General features: G+C 61.7%; 15 protein-coding genes. 6 read left to right on the top strand and 9 right to left on the bottom strand.

The window, feature by feature from the left end; all coding sequences use genetic code 11:
* Positions 1 to 25 precede the first annotated feature (25 nt).
* Together RUGAMON1_RS31155 and RUGAMON1_RS31150 are read left to right on the top strand one after the other, a co-directional pair.
* Entirely contained in the window at positions 26 to 1,294 is a 1,269-nt protein-coding gene (locus RUGAMON1_RS31155) for an MFS transporter (protein WP_445234152.1), read from the top strand.
* Positions 1,295 to 1,304: 10 nt separating this feature from the next.
* Positions 1,305 to 2,318: a substrate-binding domain-containing protein gene (locus RUGAMON1_RS31150; protein ID WP_445234151.1), complete on the top strand. Its 1,014-nt coding sequence runs from the start codon at positions 1,305 to 1,307 to the stop codon at positions 2,316 to 2,318.
* Positions 2,319 to 2,413: 95 nt separating this feature from the next.
* On the opposite strand, the gene RUGAMON1_RS31145 is transcribed toward RUGAMON1_RS31150, so the two are convergent.
* The 7 genes from RUGAMON1_RS31145 to RUGAMON1_RS31115 form a co-directional block, all read right to left on the bottom strand.
* Positions 2,414 to 3,109: a succinate dehydrogenase iron-sulfur subunit gene (locus RUGAMON1_RS31145; protein ID WP_445234150.1), complete on the bottom strand. Its 696-nt coding sequence runs from the start codon at positions 3,107 to 3,109 to the stop codon at positions 2,414 to 2,416.
* 35 nt (positions 3,110 to 3,144) lie between these two features.
* Entirely contained in the window at positions 3,145 to 3,483 is a 339-nt protein-coding gene (gene sdhD / locus RUGAMON1_RS31140) for a succinate dehydrogenase, hydrophobic membrane anchor protein (RefSeq protein ID WP_445234149.1), read from the bottom strand.
* On the bottom strand, positions 3,480 to 3,848 hold the full coding sequence (gene sdhC / locus RUGAMON1_RS31135; RefSeq protein WP_445234148.1) for a succinate dehydrogenase, cytochrome b556 subunit: 369 nt from the start codon (positions 3,846 to 3,848) through the stop codon (positions 3,480 to 3,482). Before sdhC ends, sdhD begins: the two co-directional genes overlap by 4 nt.
* Positions 3,845 to 4,471: a uracil-DNA glycosylase family protein gene (locus RUGAMON1_RS31130; RefSeq protein WP_445234147.1), complete on the bottom strand. Its 627-nt coding sequence runs from the start codon at positions 4,469 to 4,471 to the stop codon at positions 3,845 to 3,847. The genes sdhC and RUGAMON1_RS31130 overlap by 4 nt, the downstream gene beginning before the upstream one ends.
* Positions 4,472 to 4,485: 14 nt before the next feature.
* Positions 4,486 to 4,872, bottom strand: coding sequence for a DUF488 domain-containing protein (locus RUGAMON1_RS31125; RefSeq protein ID WP_445234146.1), 387 nt, complete (start codon positions 4,870 to 4,872; stop codon positions 4,486 to 4,488).
* Between the two features lie 102 nt (positions 4,873 to 4,974).
* On the bottom strand, positions 4,975 to 5,556 hold the full coding sequence (locus tag RUGAMON1_RS31120) for a DUF488 domain-containing protein (RefSeq protein WP_445234145.1): 582 nt from the start codon (positions 5,554 to 5,556) through the stop codon (positions 4,975 to 4,977).
* Positions 5,557 to 5,583: 27 nt separating this feature from the next.
* Complete coding sequence (locus tag RUGAMON1_RS31115; protein WP_445234144.1) at positions 5,584 to 5,916, bottom strand: cupin domain-containing protein; 333 nt, start codon at positions 5,914 to 5,916, stop codon at positions 5,584 to 5,586.
* A gap of 598 nt (positions 5,917 to 6,514) precedes the next feature.
* Between RUGAMON1_RS31115 and RUGAMON1_RS31110 the strand changes: the two genes are divergently transcribed.
* From RUGAMON1_RS31110 to RUGAMON1_RS31095, 4 genes are all read left to right on the top strand, one after another.
* Positions 6,515 to 7,960, top strand: a complete 1,446-nt coding sequence (locus RUGAMON1_RS31110) for a pectate lyase family protein (protein ID WP_445234143.1) — start codon at positions 6,515 to 6,517, stop codon at positions 7,958 to 7,960.
* 29 nt (positions 7,961 to 7,989) lie between these two features.
* On the top strand, positions 7,990 to 8,607 hold the full coding sequence (locus tag RUGAMON1_RS31105) for a PEP-CTERM sorting domain-containing protein (RefSeq protein WP_445234142.1): 618 nt from the start codon (positions 7,990 to 7,992) through the stop codon (positions 8,605 to 8,607).
* 143 nt (positions 8,608 to 8,750) lie between these two features.
* Positions 8,751 to 9,482 carry an SDR family NAD(P)-dependent oxidoreductase gene (locus tag RUGAMON1_RS31100; RefSeq protein WP_445234141.1) on the top strand — a complete coding sequence of 244 codons (732 nt, stop codon included), beginning with the start codon at positions 8,751 to 8,753 and terminating at the stop codon, positions 9,480 to 9,482.
* Complete coding sequence (locus tag RUGAMON1_RS31095) at positions 9,482 to 10,129, top strand: DsbA family protein (RefSeq protein WP_445234140.1); 648 nt, start codon at positions 9,482 to 9,484, stop codon at positions 10,127 to 10,129. Before RUGAMON1_RS31100 ends, RUGAMON1_RS31095 begins: the two co-directional genes overlap by 1 nt.
* Positions 10,130 to 10,175: 46 nt before the next feature.
* Here RUGAMON1_RS31095 and icmF read toward each other — a convergent pair whose 3' ends face one another.
* Positions 10,176 to 13,475: a fused isobutyryl-CoA mutase/GTPase IcmF gene (gene icmF / locus RUGAMON1_RS31090; RefSeq protein WP_445234139.1), complete on the bottom strand. Its 3,300-nt coding sequence runs from the start codon at positions 13,473 to 13,475 to the stop codon at positions 10,176 to 10,178.
* Between the two features lie 149 nt (positions 13,476 to 13,624).
* Positions 13,625 to 17,188, bottom strand: a complete 3,564-nt coding sequence (locus RUGAMON1_RS31085; RefSeq protein ID WP_445234138.1) for an indolepyruvate ferredoxin oxidoreductase family protein — start codon at positions 17,186 to 17,188, stop codon at positions 13,625 to 13,627.
* Between the last annotated feature and the right edge of the window lie 161 nt (positions 17,189 to 17,349).

Below are 17,349 nucleotides of genomic sequence, written 5' to 3'. Positions count from 1 at the left end.
TAAATTATAAAAATTCGGAGACAGTATGAAGAACAATCGCATTCTATTTGCGCTATTTCTGATTTACTTTGTATTTGCGATCCTGCTCAATAGCGTGGGCACGGTCATCCTTCAGGTCATCAACAACTACGGCGTCAGCAAGTCCAGCGCCAGCGTGCTGGAAGGGTTCAAGGACTTGCCGATTGCGGCGGTATCCTTCCTGATCGCGTCCTTCCTGCCGCGCATCGGCTACAAGAAGGCCATGCTGACCGGGCTGGCCATCGTCACCGCCGCCTGCGTGGCGATGCCGCTGCTGCCGTCGTTCGCCACCACCAAGCTGTTGTTCTTCTGCGTCGGCGTATCGTTCGCGCTGGTGAAGGTGTCGGTGTATTCGACGCTGGGCCTGATCGCCGCCGACCGTAAGCAGCACGCCAGCATCATGAACCTGCTGGAGGGCTTTTTCATGGTCGGCGTGTTGAGCGCCTACTGGGTGTTCGGCTACTTCATCGATTCGTCCGATCCGCTGTCGCGCAGCTGGCTGCAGGTGTACTGGGTGCTGGCCGTGCTGTGCGCAGTGACGTTTGCGCTGCTGCTGACCACTCCCTTCAACGAGGACATGGCGGCGCTGCCGCAGGGCCGCAGCATCGCGCAGGATTTCGCCGCCATGCTCAAGCTGTTCTTCAAGCCGCTGGTGTGCGTGTTCGTCATCACGGCGTTTTTGTATGTGCTGATCGAGCAAAGCGTGGGCACCTGGCTGCCGACGTTTAACAACGAGATCCTGAAACTGCCGGCGGCGATGAGCGTGCAGGTGACCAGCATCTTTGCCGCCTGCCTGGCGATCGGGCGCCTGTCGGCCGGCGTGTTGATGCGCAAATTGAACTGGTATCCGGTGATGAACGCCTGCGTGATCGGCATGGCGGCGATGGTGCTGCTGGCGCTGCCGTTGACGCACGACGTGGTGGCCGATCCGAACATCAGCTGGTCCAGCGCACCGCTGGCGACCTTCCTGTTCCCGCTGATCGGATTGTTCATGGCGCCGATCTACCCCGGTATCAATTCGGTGATGCTCAGCTCGCTGCCGAAGAACCAGCACTCGGCCATGACCGGCCTGCTGGTGATTTTTTCAGCACTGGGCGGCACCACCGGCTCGCTGATCACCGGTTACGTGTTCGGTAATTTCAGTGGCCATTTCGCCTTCTACCTGACTCTGGTGCCCATCTCTATCGTCTTGATTATGTTGTATTTTTTCAAAAAAGCGGTAGATGACGGTGGTGGTGGTTTCGACCCGTCCGCTATAATCAGCGGTCAACATTGAGCAATTATCTATGAACCTGGAGCGCCTCGCGAATTTACTCGGCATGTCGAAAACCACGGTGAGCCGGGCGTTAAACGGTTACCCCGAGGTCAACGGCCGGACCCGCGAGCGCGTGCTGAAGGCGGCCAAGGAGAACGGCTACCAGGCCAATCCGATGGCGCGCTCGCTGGCGCTGGGACGCACCAATGTGTTCGGGATCATCTATCCGCTGCTGCCGGCGGACTTGGGCGATCCGATGTTCCTCGACGTGGTGGCCGGCATGTCGGCCGCGCTGGAGCAGGTCAGCAAGAACTTGATCATCGCGCCGGTGTCGCCGGCGGCGGAGCAGCCGTCGTACCAGCAGATCGTGCGTGGGCGGCGTGTGGATGGCCTGGTGGTCAGCCGCACGTTGGTGCGCGACGAGCGCATCGCCTTTCTGAGCAAAGCCAAATTTCCCTTTGTCGCGCATGGACGCACCCAGCTCGATGCGCCGTATGCGTGGTTCGACTACGACAACGCGGCGGGCATCCGCATGGCGATGGAGCGCTTGCTGGGACTGGGCCATCAGCGCGTGGCGCTGGTCAGCGCGCCGCTGGAATTGAACTTCGCCCGCCAGCGCAAGGACGCCTTTGTGGCAGCGATGGCGTCGGCCGGGCTGGAAGTGGATACGCGCTACCTGATCGACAATACGCTGGACCGCCGCAGCGGCTATCAGGCGATGCAGCAGTTGCTGGCGTGTTCGCCGCGGCCGACCGCCGTCATCGTCGACAATCATCTGTCTGGCGTTGGCGCGGTGCGCGCGCTGCGCGACGCGGGCATCGATATCGGCAAGGAGATGTCGGTCATCGTCTGGGGCAGCATGGCCGATACGCTGGCCGGCGTCGACGTCACCACCATCGACCAGCCCGACGCGCACAAAGCCGGCGCCCGCATGGTCGAGATGCTGCTGGCACTGGTGGAAGGCAAGCCGGCCGGCGAATTGCAGGAGCTGTGGCAGCCGGTGCTGCTTGCCGGATCAACAGTCGGACCTGCTCAACTCAGATAGTTCTTGATGCGCTCTGCCTTTTTCATTGATGTATTATGAAATCGATGATCCAGAGGAGACCGCCCAGAGGTGGTCACGAATTGCCGTTGCGTTCGTCATAGCGAATCCTTGACCATCATCAAGCGGATTTGTTCGATTGCGCGTGATGGCGCGAGCCCCTTGGGACACACTTCGGTGCAGTTCATGATCGTGCGGCAGCGAAATAGCCGATAAACATCGTTCAAGTCGTCGAGACGTCCCTGCGTGGCCCGATCCCGACTGTCAACGATGAAACGTTCGGCCTGCAGCAGGCCGGCCGGCCCGACGAATTTGTCCGGGTTCCACCATGATGACGGACATTGACTAGTACAGCATCCGCACAAGATGCACTCATAGAGACCGTCGAGCTTATCGCGTTCCTGCGGCGACTGCAGGCGCTCTTTTTCCGGAGGCGGGTCATCGTTGATCAGATAAGGCTTGATGGAGTGATATTGTTTGAAGAACTGGGTCATGTCGACCACCAGGTCGCGGATTACCGGAAAGCTCGGCAAGGGGCGCAACACCACCGGTTCCTTAAGACCCCATATCCGGGTGACGCATGCGAGTCCGTTGCGCCCGTTGATATTGATTGCGTCAGAACCGCACACGCCTTCACGGCATGATTTCCTGATCGTTAGCGAATCATCTTGCATTTTTATGCGCAGAATAACGTCCAGCAGCATCCGGTCGGTGGCGTCCAATTCAATCTCGAAATCCTGCATGTACGGCTTTTTATCTTGTTCTGGATTGAAGCGGAAAATTGAAAATTTCATTTTTTCTCCCAGTTTCTTACGTATTGAAGGGCGCCTCAGCCATGCCCGTGCCATAAGATACGCATTACCCATGCGCCAAGCCCGCCCAGGCCGAGAGCCAGCAACGCCAACGCCCCGACGCGAATGGCGAGCGGTTTGACATAATCGAGGATGACATCGCGTAGGCCGACCCACATGTGCACCAACAACGCAGCGCAGAAAACGAGCGCGGTGATACTGACCACGGGGATCGCGATCCAGGTATGCCAGGCCACATACGATGTGGGCCGCTCAAGCAGAAAATGTGTCAGCAGAAAAACGAGGAACAGCAGCATGTAGAGCGCAGTCACGCGCTGCACCAGCCACGCCCGCAGGCCGGAAACAGCCCGTCTCACAACAATGCTCCTGCAGCCAGCAGTGCCACGGCGAGCCCGCCAAGGTTGACGCTCCAAGCGCTACGCCGCGCGGTCGTCAAGCGCGAACCGATATCGATGTCACTCAGGAGATGGCGCACGCCGGCCAATAGATGATGTGCCAGTGCCCAGATAAAGGCGAGCGCAGCCACCTTGAACGCCGGGTATGCGAACAGCCGCGTTACCCCCAGATAGGATGCGGGATCTCGCAGCGATTGATCGAGCAGATAGACGCCGAACGGGATGCCGATCGCCAGCAAAATGCCGGTGATCCGATGGGTGATCGACGTCACGGCACCAACCGGCATTTGAATCTGGGTCAGGTTGAAGAATACGGCTCTTCTCATCGCTGCCTCCGTGAGGATGTTGCGTCTTGGTCGGACAGCGCCTCGATCCGTTCGCGCAACCCGGGCAATAGCGCACTTTCAAACCAAGGGTTGCGCTGGAACCATGGCGTGTTGCGCGCCGAAGGATGCGGCAACGGGAGATATTCAGGCGCATACTCGCGCCACGCCTTGACGGTTTCGGTCAATGACCGCTTGCGCCGGTTGCCCAGAAAGTGACGTTGCGCGTGCAGCCCAACTAAGAGCGTCATTTCAATCTGCGGCAGTTTGGTCAGCAATTGATCGAGCCACAAGCGCGCGCATTCACGGCGTGGGGGCAAGTCGCCGCCGTTGCCTCGTCCCGGGTAGCAATATCCCATTGGGATGATCGCGATTTGCGACGCGTCATAAAACCTGGCAGCGTCGATCCCCATCCACGTGCGCAGCCGCTCTCCGCTCGGATCATCCCACGGTATGCCAGACTCATGCACGCGTGCGCCGGGCGCCTGACCGACGATGAGGATGCGCGCCGCGCCGCCGGCTTGCAGCACCGGACGCGGGCCAAACGGCAAATGCGGCGCGCAAGCCCGGCATTGGCGCACCGCAGTCAACAATCCTTCGAGAGTGGGATATTCCACTTTCCGCATATTGTCTTCGCACCTCAGTGCCCCGTCTTCGTCTTCCTGCCCAAGAGAAAATCTCTCAGCGCGACTGCGTCGTTATGCAATTCGTCATGGGCTGAATAGATGAGCGTGATCGGGTTCGTGCGCGTCAACGCGCGCAATTGCCTGAGCTGTTCGCCATGCTGGCGCATCTCCTCGGCATACCGAAGCCGAAACTCTGGCCAGCGCGCGGGGTCGTGTCCGAACCACTTCCTTAACTCGGTGCTGGGGGCGAGGTCTTTCGCCCAGTGATCCAGCGCCGCGTTTGCCTTCTTCATGCCGCGCGGCCATAATCGGTCGACCAATACGCGCGTGCCGTCGTCTTGGGAAGGCGGCTCGTATGCCCGTTTCAGTCTGACATTGCCCGCCCTGAGTCTGCTGCTCATCAGTTCGCTCCTTGACGATGTTGGCCATCCGATGTTGGCCATCGATCTTAATTCTTTTCTTGTTTCAGCGCCGTTCCTTTGTGCATCGCAATGGGGGCAGTCTTATCGCTCTTGATTTCGGGTGGTATCCGTATCGCCCAGGGAGGGGGACGGATAGGTGACGAGGGTTCCCTCAACGTGGGCGAACGCAGTTAGAACGTGGGGCTTGCGCCCCTTCGGCCCAATAATATCTTCAACGCGAATACCGCGAACAAGAAGTGCGTCGCCGATCATCGAGCGATGACAGCGCCACGGAACGGCTTCTGCGCACATCAGGACACAACGTTCTGCACGTGCCAGGTCCGCGACCCGCTGAACGTTGTCGGCGAACTCGGCTGACTGCATGTAATCCGCGTAGCCCCGGAACGAAGGATTGCGCCAGCCAGTATTGGTCGAATCGGCCCGCGCGTGGCGCAAGCCGCCGAGACCCGGGACATGGGTGTAGGCAATCTGAACCGCAGCTAACGACGCCGGCAGTGCGTCGCGACCGAATTGAGGATTGTGATGGGATCGCGGCACGGTTCTCACATCGAGCAGGTGGGCGATCTCATTGCTTCGAAGCAGCTCGAGGAAGGAGTCGAGCGATCGGTTGGAATGGCCGATCGTGCAAACAAGCGGTGCATTCGCCGCAGTCTCGCGTTTCATGTGGAAGAATTACATCGAGAGTAGCGATTACGCACCATGCAACAATATTGTGACAAGAACCGACGAATCTTCTACTGCTTTGAGCGCGTGGCTCTTGCCGCCGGCCAGGCATATCAAGTCGCCCTGGCGCATCAATTGGCTTGTTCCTTCAGCCGTCAATTCAATACTTCCCTCGATGCACTGGATAGTGACTTCGCCGGCCACCTGGTGTGCCGGCATTCCCTTGCCTGTCAGCAGGACCATGCGAAACACTTCCAGACGGTCCGATTTGTAGAGCGTTTCCGTGCGTGCGCTTTTGAGTTTGCTTGCAAGGGGACGAATGTCAATCAACTCGCCCGAGGATGCATGATGAAGAGCCATATCCGTTCCTTCGAAAGATCGCCATGCTGACTGGCTACGGTAATTAACCTATTTGGGGTTGTAAGCCCGAGCTGCCGAAAACGCCGACAAGTCTCGCCATCCGTTCCCGAGTACTTTAGGGTATCCGATTTTCGTGATTGATGTCGGACCGGCATGGTGCAAGCAAATCAACGCAGTCGTTACATAATGTCGCAATGTCCTTGCGACGGGCCGCGATTTGCCGCGGGCGCTGTGCCACGCGTCACGCCCTCTGAATCCTTGTTGCATATTTTTTTCTGACGGATTAGTATCAAATCAATCGATGCCGGTGTAAGTCCTTAGGCTGGCTTCGATCCTTGACCTGCGCGACCTCGGCTACCAGCCCTCGTCGCAACGGCGACAGGTACGCAAGGTGCCTGTTTCAGCTATCGCAGTCGGATGCTGAATGTTTATCCAGACCCACCCAGTTGGCAGATATCGGTCGTGATTCGCTCCGGCTGATATCTCACGTCGGTTTTCGATTCGAAAATCGATTTGGCATTGCGGCGCGCAAGGCACCAACACGTGGGTACGGATCGTCACTCGCACAGCCAGTTACTTTCTAATAATGGAGACAACCTTGAAATACTCACTCATCGCCGCCGGCATCCTGCTGGCATCGGCCGCGCAGGCCGCAACGATAGACGCCAAGACCCTCGTCGGCGCCAGTACTCCCTTGCAAACGGCCCAATACGGCGTGCGCAATTACTCGGCCCCGGTGCTGGTCGGCGGCTTGCACGATCCCGCCAACTACATGGCCGCGCCCAAGCTGCCGGTGTGGCAGTTCGCCTCGGCCGATCCGACCGGCGGCGTGCTGACTTTTGAGCGCAACAGCGCACCGGCCACCGGCTGGCACGCCCGCACGCGCAAGACGCCGGTGCTGGTGACGGGCGGCGGCTCTGCCACCGCGAACCGCATCTACACCGTGTACAACGGCCAGCAACTGATCGCCGCCATTAACGAAGCCGGCAACGAACCGAAGATCATCCGCGTGATTGGCCATATCGATCTGCGCTGGAGCCAGAACAATACGGTGTTCAAGGAATACACCAGCTATTCGGATCAGAAGCTGGGCGGTTCGATCAGCCTGCCCTCGAATACGACGCTGGTCGGCATCAACGACGCCCAGGGCCGCGCGGCCCGCATCACCGGCACGGCGCTGCTGATCGGCGGCGAACTCGCGCTGACCGCTGGTGGCGATCCGGAAGCGGACTTCAAGAAGTGGATCGCCGACGGCAAGGACGGCGACGACTATCCAACCTGGACCCGCAACGTCATCGTGCGCAACCTGGTGCTCGATACGCCGTGGGACGTCAATCCGGAGGACTCGGCCAATGCCTACGCCGACGGCCTGACGGTATCGCGTGGGCAGAACATCTACCTCGATCACCTGACCATCAGTGATGGTGATACGCCGGACTCGCTGGCAATCGCCCCTTACACCACGCGGCATGACGGCGCGCTCGATGTGGTACGGGGCAGCGACTACGTCACCATATCCAACAGCTACTTCGGCAAGCACCACAAGACCACGCTGGTGGGCAATGGCGACTCCGGCCGCGCGTGGAGCGACGAGGGCCGCATGCATGTGACTTTCAGCGGCAACTGGTGGGACGGCGCGACCACGCGCTTGCCGTTGAATCGCTATGGCCAGGTTCACATGTTCAATAACCTCGTTACCGGCAGCGTCTCCACCAAGGATGCCGATATCAAGTTCGAAAGCGGCACCGATGCGCGCTACCACTCGAACATGCTGATCGAGAATCACTACTACAACATCACGGGTCTCAAGCTGACTGAGTTCTGCGGCAAGGCTATCAAAGGCAAGGACTATACCGGCTTCCGTTCGTCCGGCCACGTCTTCGTCAGCGACAAGGCTGGCACCAATCTGGTCGACGGCCAGTGCGGTCTCGCATTACCAAGCGCCGCCAATCTGTGGACGCCGCCGTATCTGTACGCGCTGCAAACCGCGACCGCCACGCTGAGCTCAGTGCCGGCCAACGCCGGCGCCGGCAAATTGAAGTAATCGCATCCACATCTGAAAGGCGGAAACGCATGTTCTTCAAACGATTGAGTTTCATTTTCGCGCTGTGCCTGGCGGTTGGGTCGGCGCAGGCCGCGCTGGTGGTCGACACGGGTACGCCGTCGAACGCCGTCGGCAGCGGCTGGGCGTTCAACAGCAACCATAGCTACGCCGGCCAGTTCTCGGTGACGGGCGCGCTGACCATAACCGGCATCTCCGGCTATTTCAGCACGGATGCGGGCACGGTGGGTGTCAGCTTGTTCAGCAACAGCGCAGACGGCGATGGCGGCTTCATACCGGGCAGCGTGCTGCAATCGGCCAGTGTCGCCACCAGTGCCGGCGCGCTGGCCTGGAATGGCGTGTCGGCGTTGGACTGGAAAGTGGGGCCTGGCACTTACTGGGTGGTGTTCACGTCGAGCTATGGCGCGGGCAGTCAAAGCAGCATGCCGGGCATGGCGCCGCAAGCATTGGGTGGCTATGCGCTGATGCAGGGCGGCCAGTGGTATGACGCGACCTTCCTGGGACTGGACCAGGGACTGCGGGTGGATGGTGTGGTGGTGTCCAGCGTGCCCGAGCCGGCCGGGACGATGATGCTTGTCGTTGGCCTGGCCGGCATCGGTGCGCTGGCTCGCCGCCGCAAGCAACAATGAGCGATGATGGAGCCACTATTCATTACATGACGTAACTACTTTTTGTCCGTTGCCCGTATTTATCTGGCTCTACCTCCGGCGTACAGTGGTTTCATCCGATCGACAGAGGTCGGATGAAACCGACCACTTACTTGGAGAGCATCATGAGCCAGCAACAACAAAAAACCATCATCGTCACCGGCGCATCGCAGGGCATAGGCGCGGGCATCGTCAACGCCTTCCTGGCACGCGGCTACAACGTGGTCGCGACTTCGCGCAGCATCAGCAAGAGCGCGACGTTTGCGCCTTCGGACCGGCTGGCGCTGGTCGATGGCGACATTGCCGAACGAGCGACCGCGGTCAATATCGTCGATACCGCCATGAAAAAATTCGGCGGCATCGACGGTCTTGTGAACAACGCCGGCATCTTCATCGCCAAGCCCTTCCTGGAATACACCCAGGATGATTTCAATGCGCTGGTGCGCACGAATTTGGACGGCTATCTGCACATCAGCCAACTGGTGATTCAGCAGATGCTGACCCAGAAGCGTGGCGGCAGCATCGTCGGCATCAGCAGCACCTTGGTCGATGCGCCCAACGCGGCCCTGACCGCGGCCGTGCCGATGATTACCAAGGGCGGCATCGATGCCATCAGCCGCAGCCTGGCATCGGAATTCGCCAAGGACGGCATCCGCGTCAACGTGGTCTCGCCGGGATCGGTCGACACCCCGCTGCTGAAGGGCATTCCGCAAGACTTCCTGAAGTCGCTGCATCCGATGGGCACCATTTCCAACGTCGAGGACATCGCCGATGCGGTGGTGTACCTGACCGAGGCCAAGCAAGTCACCGGCGAAGTGCTGCGGGTGGACGGCGGTGCACACAACGGCAAATGGTAATGAAGCTGCTTTTTGTTGGTGACCCCATGTGCTCGTGGTGCTACGGCTTCGGCAAGGAAATGACGGCCTTGTCGGAGCGGCACCCGGAGCTGCCGGTGGAGATCCTGGTCGGCGGCCTGCGCGCCGGCGCCACCGATGTGCTGGACGACAGCGGCAAGCAGTTCCGCCTCACGCACTGGGCGCGGGTCGAGGAAAGCAGTGGTTTGCCGTTTAATCGCAAGGCATTGATGGCGCGTGAGAACTTCGTCTATGACACCGAGCCGATATGCCGCGCGGTCGTGACGGCGCGCCGTGTGGCGCCGGGCGCCGACCAGTTGGCGGTGTTCCGCGCGCTGCAAAGGGCGTTCTATGTCGACGGCCTGGACACCACCGACGGCGCGGTGCTGGCCCGGGCGGCCGTGACTGAATTGCAGGGGCAAGGCGTTGCGATGGAGGCCGCAGCCTTCCTGGCAGCGTGGTCGCATCCCGCGACGATAGCTGACACGCTGGCCGAATTCGCCGTGGTGCGGGCGATGGGCATCCGCAGCTTCCCGGCGCTGCTGCTCGAAGCCGATGGCCGGCGGATCGGCATCAGTCCCGGTTATGCAAACGTGGATCAACTGGAGCGCCAGCTTGACGAGGCGCTACGGACGCTGGAGAGGGCGTGAGGTAGAAGCAAACAAGGGGGCGATGATCCGCCCCCTTTCTGCTGCCTTACATATTGCGGCGGTACTGGCCGCCGACTTCGAACAGCGCTGTCGTGATCTGGCCCAGCGAGCAGACGCGCACGGCGTCCATCAGCTTTTCAAACACGTTGGCGTTGTCGATGGCCGCCTGCTGCAAGGCTGCCAGCGCTGCCGGCGCCGCGTCCGCATTGCGGGCGTGGAAGTCGTCCAGGCGCGTGAGCTGCGACTGCTTTTCGTCGTCGGTGGAGCGTGCCAGTTCGATCTTCTGCGGCTCGCCGGTCGCCTTCGGATTGCGGAAGGTGTTGACGCCGATGATGGGCAGCGTGCCGTCGTGCTTCTGGTGCTCGTACAGCATCGACTCTTCCTGGATCTTGCCGCGCTGGTAGCCGGTTTCCATCGCGCCCAGCACACCACCACGTTCGGCGATGCGTTCGAACTCCTGCAGCACCGCTTCTTCCACCAGGTCGGTCAGCTCTTCCATGATGAACGAGCCCTGGTTCGGGTTCTCGTTCTTGGCCAGGCCCCATTCGCGGTTGATGATCAGCTGGATCGCCAGCGCGCGGCGTACCGATTCGTCGGTCGGCGTGGTGATCGCCTCGTCGTAGGCGTTGGTGTGCAGCGAGTTGCAGTTGTCGTAGATCGCGATCAGCGCCTGCAGCGTGGTGCGGATGTCGTTGAAGTCGATCTCCTGCGCGTGCAGCGAACGGCCCGACGTTTGCACGTGGTACTTGAGCTTTTGCGAACGGTCGTTGGCGCCGTACTTGTCGCGCATCGCCACGGCCCACAGGCGGCGCGCCACGCGGCCCAGCACCGTGTATTCCGGGTCCATGCCGTTGGAGAAGAAGAACGACAGGTTCGGTGCGAAGTCGTCGATGTGCATGCCGCGCGCCAGATAGGCTTCCACGAAGGTGAAGCCGTTCGACAGCGTGAACGCCAGCTGCGAGATCGGGTTCGCGCCCGCTTCGGCGATGTGGTAGCCGGAGATCGACACCGAGTAGAAGTTGCGCACCTGGTGGTGGACGAAGTATTCCTGGATGTCGCCCATCACCTTCAGCGAGAACTCGGTCGAGAAGATGCAGGTGTTCTGGCCCTGGTCTTCCTTCAGGATGTCGGCCTGCACGGTGCCGCGCACGTTCTGCAGTACCCAGTCCTTGATCTTGGCCGCTTCGTCGGCGCTAGGCTGGCGCTTGTTCTCTTCGACGAACTTGTCGACCTGCTGGTCGATGGCGGTGTTCATGAACATCGCCAGGATGGTTGGCGCCGGGCCGTTGATGGTCATCGAGACCGAGGTGCTCGGGCTGCACAGGTTGAAGCCGTCGTACAGCACCTTCATGTCGTCCAGCGTGGCGATCGAAACGCCGGAGTTGCCGACCTTGCCGTAGATGTCAGGACGCAGCGCAGGATCGGCGCCGTACAGGGTCACGGAATCGAACGCGGTCGACAGGCGCTTGGCGTCCATGCCGGTGGAGACCAGCTTGAAGCGGCGGTTGGTGCGGAAGGCGTCGCCTTCGCCGGCGAACATGCGGGTCGGGTCCTCGCCTTCGCGCTTGAAGGCGAACACGCCGGCCGTGAACGGGAAGGAGCCCGGCACGTTTTCCAGCATCAGGAAGCGCAGCACTTCGCCGTGATCTTCGTAGCGCGGCAGGGCCACCTTGCGGATCTTGGTGCCGGACAGGGTGTGCTGGATCAGGCGGGTGCGGATTTCCTTGTCGCGGATCTTGACGACGTAATCGTCGCCGGCATACGCGGCCTGCATGTCCGGCCACTGGGCCAGCAGCTTCTTGGCGCCGCCGTCCATTTCCGCATCGCGCTCGGCGATCAGCTCATTCAGCTCAACCGCGAAGTCGGCGGTCTTGTGGGCGATGGCCAGCATGCGTTTCGATTCGGTCAGCTGCTGGCGTTCGCGCGCCAGCGTGACCTGCTTGCGCGTGAAGCGGTGGTAACCGCGTACGGTGTCGGCGATCTCCGCCAGGTAGCGCGCGCGTGCCGGTGGCACGATCACATGTTTGCCGCTGGAGAAGCGCACATCCACCGGCGCCAGCTTGCCCGGCTTGGCCTTCAGGCCGAACTGCTCCAGTTTAGGCAGCAGGCCTTGATACAGCGCGGTGACGCCGTCGTCGTTGAAGCGCGACGCCTGGGTGCCGTAGACCGGCATTTCTTCCGGACGCTTGCTCCACATTTCGCGGTTGCGCTGGTACTGCTTGGCGACGTCGCGTAGCGCGTCCTGCGAACCTTTGCGGTCGAATTTGTTGATGGCGATGAAGTCGGCGAAATCGAGCATGTCGATTTTTTCCAGCTGCGATGCGGCGCCGAATTCCGGCGTCATCACGTACATCGACACGTCGACGTGCGGCACGATGGCGGCGTCGCCCTGGCCGATGCCCGAGGTTTCGACGATCACCAGGTCGAAGCCCGCCACTTTGCAGGCGGCGATGACGTCAGGCAGCGCCTGCGAGATTTCGGAGCCTGCTTCGCGCGTGGCCAACGAGCGCATGAAGACGCGCGTCTGACCGTTCCACGGATTGATCGCGTTCATGCGGATACGGTCGCCCAGCAGCGCGCCACCGGATTTGCGGCGCGACGGGTCGATCGAGATGATGGCGATGTTGACGGCGTCGCCTTGGTCGAGGCGGATGCGGCGTATCAGTTCATCGGTCAGCGAGGATTTACCGGCGCCGCCGGTGCCGGTGATGCCCAGCGTCGGCACGGCCAGGCCTTCGGCGGCGGCCAGCAGTTCGGCGCGCAGGGCAGGGGAGGCTTTATCGTTTTCCAGCGCGGTGATCAGCTGGGCCAGCGGGCGGTGGCGAGCGGCGATGTCGCCTTCCTTCAACGGCGCCAGCGAGGTAGGCGAATAGTTGGACAGGTCGATGTCGCACTGCTGCACCATCCACTGGATCATGCCGACGAGGCCCATGCGCTGGCCGTCTTCCGGGCTGAAGATCTTGGTGACGCCGTAAGCATGCAGGTCGGCGATTTCGTCGGGGACGATGACGCCGCCGCCGCCGCCGAATACCTTGATGTGCGCACCGCCGCGCGCGCGCAGCAGGTCGATCATGTATTTGAAGTATTCGACGTGGCCGCCCTGGTAGCTGGAGATGGCGATGCCTTGCACGTCTTCGGCCAGCGCCGCGGTGACGACTTCGTCGACCGAGCGGTTGTGGCCGAGGTGGACCACTTCGACGCCGTTCGATTGCAGAATGCGGCGCATGATGTTGATCGAGGCGTCGTGGCCGTCGAACAGCGAGGCGGCGGTAACGAAACGGACTTTGTTGTTCAGGCGCGGTTGATCCGGCACGGCTGCGATTTTCGGAGCGGAGAGGTCGTTCATGGTGTCCCTTGGGCTTTTGTGCTTTATTTGGTTCATTATATGACGTTTACGTTAACGTCAATCCAATCGAACCCCGTACTGCGGCAAACAGGGGTCAGACCCCGCATGGGGTCTGACCCCCGCGTGCGGGTTGCGGGGTTACGTCTCAATCAAGCGGCGCGCTGCTGGCTGAATTGCGCCAGCAGGCGCGCCTTCTCGGTACGGAAGGTGGCGACGGCCTTTTCCTTCACGTGGCCGAAGCCGCGCACCTTCTCCGGCAGGCCGGCCAGTTCCACGGCGGTGGCGTGGTTTTCCGGCGACAGCTTGTCCGTCAGCGAATTGACCAATTCACGGTATTCGACGATCAGCGCGCGCTCCATCTTGCGCTCCTCGGTGTAGCCGAAGATGTCGAAGGCGCCGCCGCGCAGGCCTTTGAACTTGGCCAGCAGCTTGAACGCGCTCCACATCCACGAACCGAATTCCGCCTTGACCAGATGGCCCTTGGCGTCCTTCTTGGCGAACATCGGCGGCGCCAGGTTGAACTTGACCGAGAAGTCGCCCTCGAACTGCTGCTTGAGCTGCTCGACGAAACGGCCGTCGGTGTACAGGCGCGCCACTTCGTATTCGTCCTTGTAGGCCATCAGCTTGAAGGCGTACTTGGCGACGGCGGTGGACAGCTTGTTGCCCAGGCCCAGCGCGGTCTCCTTCGCGCGCACCTGCGACACCAGCTGCTCGTAGGTGGTGGCGTAGGCGGCGTTCTGATAGGCGGTCAGGAACTCGACGCGCTTGTTGATGACGTTCTCCAGGCTTTGCGGCATCTGCATCACGATCGCTTGCGTAGGCGTGGCCACGCGCTCGACGCGCTTCAGGTCCACGGCGGCGCGGCGGCCCCACAGGAAGCTCTTCTTGTTGGACGCGATGCCGACGCCGTTCAGCTTAATCGCGCGCAGCAGCGACGCTTCGGTCAGCGGGATGCGGCCCTTCTGCCATGCGTAACCGAGCATGAACAGGTTGGCGGCGATGGAGTCGCCCATCAACGCGGTGGCCAGCTTGGTGGCGTCGATGAAATCGGCGGCGCCGGCGCCGACCGATTCCTCGATCAGCGCGCGCACTTCCGCCACCGGATACTGCCAGTCGGCGTTCTGCGCGAAAGTGCCTGGCGGCTGCTCGTGCAGGTTGACGATGGCCAGCGTGCGGCCCGGACGCATCTTCGATACCGCGTCGGCGGCGCCGGCGGTCAGCATGTCGCAGCCGAGGATTACATCCGCCTCACCGGTGGCGATGCGTTGCGCGCGCAGGTGGGCCGGGGTCTTCGCGACCTTGACGTGCGACGTGACGGAGCCGTTTTTCTGCGACATACCTGTCATGTCCAGCACCGAAGCGCCCTTGCCTTCGAGGTGAGCGGCCATGCCCATCAACGCGCCGACGGTGATCACGCCGGTGCCGCCGATGCCGTTGATCAGGATGTTGTACGGCTGATCGCACGATGGCAGCACCGGTTCCGGCAGGGCGCCGAAGCCGTCGTCGGCGTTGTCCTTGGTGACGCCGGTCTTGGTCTTCTTCAGCGATCCGCCTTCGATGGTGACGAAGCTCGGGCAGAAGCCCTTCACGCACGAGTAGTCCTTGTTGCAGGACGACTGGTCGATGGTGCGCTTGCGGCCGAACTCCGTTTCCTTCGGCAGGATGGAGGTGCAGTTCGACTGGATGCCGCAGTCGCCGCAGCCCTCGCACACGGCTTCGTTGATGACCATGCGCTTGGCCGGGTCGGGGAACTCACCTTTTTTCCGACGGCGGCGCTTCTCGGCCGCGCAGGTCTGGTCGTAGATCAGCACCGATACGCCGCCCACTTCACGCAGCTCGCGCTGCACCGCGTCCATGTCCTTGCGGTCGTGCAGGCTGACGATGGATGGCAGGGCGCTGCGGTCGGTATAGCGGCTCAAGTCTTCGGTGACCAGCGCGATGCGTTTGACGCCTTCGGCCGCCATCTGTTGGGCGATCATCGGCACCGAGGTGATGCCGTCGACCGGCTGGCCGCCCGTCATCGCCACGGCGTCGTTGTAGAGGATTTTGTAGGTCATGTTGACCTTGGCCGCCACGGCCGCGCGGATCGCCAGGTAGCCGGAGTGGAAGTAGGTGCCGTCGCCCAAGTTCTGGAACACGTGCGGAATTTTCGAGAACGCGGCCTGGCCGATCCACGGCGCGCCTTCGCCGCCCATGTGCGTGGTCAGCTTGTTGAACTCTGGGTAGATCGAGGTCGCCATCACGTGGCAGCCGATGCCGGCCAGCGCCAGGCTGCCCTCAGGGACCTTGGTCGAGGTGTTGTGCGGGCATCCGGAGCAGTAGAACGCCGGACGGAACGGGGTGTTGATGGCTTTCTTCAGCACCGCGTCCTTGGCGTCGAGGAAGGTCAGGCGGGCCTTGATATGGTCGCAGGTGACCGGGTCCGAGATCAGGCGCTTGACGCGCGAGGCGATCACGCGCGCCACTTGCGACACCGAGAAGTCGGCCTTGGAGGTCAGCAGCCATTCGCCGCGCGGCGCGACCCATTCGCCTTTTTCATCGAACTTGCCGATCACGCGCGGACGCACGTCGTCGCGCCAGTTGTACAGCTGTTCCTTCAGCTGGTACTCGACGATCTGGCGCTTTTCCTCGACCACCAGGATCTCGTCCAGGCCCTGCGCGAACTCGCGCACGCTGTCCGGCTCCAGCGGCCATGGCATCGCGACCTTGAACAGGCGCAGGCCGACGTCGGCCGCCATCTTCTCGTCGATGCCCAGTTCTTCCAGCGCTTCCAGCACGTCCAGGTAGGACTTGCCGGAGGCGATGATGCCCAGCTTGGCGTTCGGGCTGGTGATGGTGGTGTGATTGAGTTTGTTCTCGCGCGCATAGGCCAGCGCGGCGTAGATTTTGTAGTCCTGCATCAGCGCTTCCTGATTGCGCGCCTGCTGGCCCAGCGGGATGCTCGACAGGCGCGCATTCAGGCCGCCTTCCGGCATGACAAAGTCGTGCGGGATCTTGACTTCGACGCGGAACGGATCGGCGTCGACCGAGGCCGACGATTCGACCGTATCGGCCAGCGCCTTGAACGCCACCGTGCAGCCGGAGAAGCGCGACATGGCCCAGCCGTGGATGCCCAGGTCCAGGTATTCCTGCACATTGCATGGATACAGCAGCGGGATCATCGAAGCGGAGAACAGGTGGTCCGACTGGTGCGGCAGCGTCGACGAATAGGCGCCGTGGTCGTCTCCGGCCACCAGCAGCACGCCGCCGTGTTTGGACGTGCCGGCGTGGTTCATGTGCTTGAAGACGTCGCCGCAGCGGTCCACGCCCGGGCCCTTGCCGTACCACATGGCGAACACGCCGTCGTACTTGGCTTCGCCGATCAGGTCGACCTGCTGCGAACCCCAGACGGCGGTCGCGGCCAGATCCTCGTTCACGCCCGGCACGAACTGCACGTGGTGCGCTTCCAGGTGCGGCTTGGCTTTCCACAGGTTTTCATCCAGGCCGCCCAGCGGTGAGCCGCGGTAGCCGGAAATGAAACCGGCAGTGTTCAGGCCGGCCGCCTGGTCGCGCACGCGCTGCATCATCGGCAGACGCACCAGCGCCTGGATGCCGGACAGGAAGATGTCGCCTTTGATGGCTGTGTATTTGTCGTCGAGGCTGACGGTGGTCAGGCGGGATGGGGCGGCGTCTCTGGTGGACGTTGCTGGGCCGTTTGCCGTGGTATCGGGCATGGTGGTGTCTCCGGTTTTGTGTCAGATCGCGCCCAAACTTGGTGGCGCCGGGTAGGCGCGCCAGGATCAGGCCATGGGCCGCATGGTTAGCGGCGTTGCAGGTATTTTAGGCTTAAAAAACCCGCTTTGTAGCAGAGTATGGGCGCGAGTTGACGTATACG

This window comes from Duganella rhizosphaerae, assembly GCF_040364205.1.
Lineage (GTDB): Bacteria > Pseudomonadota > Gammaproteobacteria > Burkholderiales > Burkholderiaceae_D > Rugamonas > Rugamonas rhizosphaerae.
This window is presented reverse-complemented; position numbering and strand designations above follow the sequence as displayed.

Excerpts from the sequence above, each read along its gene's own strand:
- RUGAMON1_RS31125 (WP_445234146.1), bottom strand. The coding sequence starts at position 4,872 with ATGAGCAGCAGACTCAGGGCGGGCAATGTCAGACTGAAACGGGCATAC.
- RUGAMON1_RS31100 (WP_445234141.1), top strand. The coding sequence starts at position 8,751 with ATGAGCCAGCAACAACAAAAAACCATCATCGTCACCGGCGCATCGCAG.
- sdhC (WP_445234148.1), bottom strand. The coding sequence starts at position 3,848 with ATGAGAAGAGCCGTATTCTTCAACCTGACCCAGATTCAAATGCCGGTT.
- icmF (WP_445234139.1), bottom strand. The coding sequence starts at position 13,475 with ATGAACGACCTCTCCGCTCCGAAAATCGCAGCCGTGCCGGATCAACCG.
- RUGAMON1_RS31085 (WP_445234138.1), bottom strand. The coding sequence starts at position 17,188 with ATGCCCGATACCACGGCAAACGGCCCAGCAACGTCCACCAGAGACGCC.
- RUGAMON1_RS31150 (WP_445234151.1), top strand. The coding sequence starts at position 1,305 with ATGAACCTGGAGCGCCTCGCGAATTTACTCGGCATGTCGAAAACCACG.
- RUGAMON1_RS31120 (WP_445234145.1), bottom strand. The coding sequence starts at position 5,556 with ATGAAACGCGAGACTGCGGCGAATGCACCGCTTGTTTGCACGATCGGC.
- RUGAMON1_RS31155 (WP_445234152.1), top strand. The coding sequence starts at position 26 with ATGAAGAACAATCGCATTCTATTTGCGCTATTTCTGATTTACTTTGTA.
- RUGAMON1_RS31145 (WP_445234150.1), bottom strand. The coding sequence starts at position 3,109 with ATGAAATTTTCAATTTTCCGCTTCAATCCAGAACAAGATAAAAAGCCG.
- RUGAMON1_RS31105 (WP_445234142.1), top strand. The coding sequence starts at position 7,990 with ATGTTCTTCAAACGATTGAGTTTCATTTTCGCGCTGTGCCTGGCGGTT.
- RUGAMON1_RS31115 (WP_445234144.1), bottom strand. The coding sequence starts at position 5,916 with ATGGCTCTTCATCATGCATCCTCGGGCGAGTTGATTGACATTCGTCCC.
- RUGAMON1_RS31130 (WP_445234147.1), bottom strand. The coding sequence starts at position 4,471 with ATGCGGAAAGTGGAATATCCCACTCTCGAAGGATTGTTGACTGCGGTG.
- RUGAMON1_RS31095 (WP_445234140.1), top strand. The coding sequence starts at position 9,482 with ATGAAGCTGCTTTTTGTTGGTGACCCCATGTGCTCGTGGTGCTACGGC.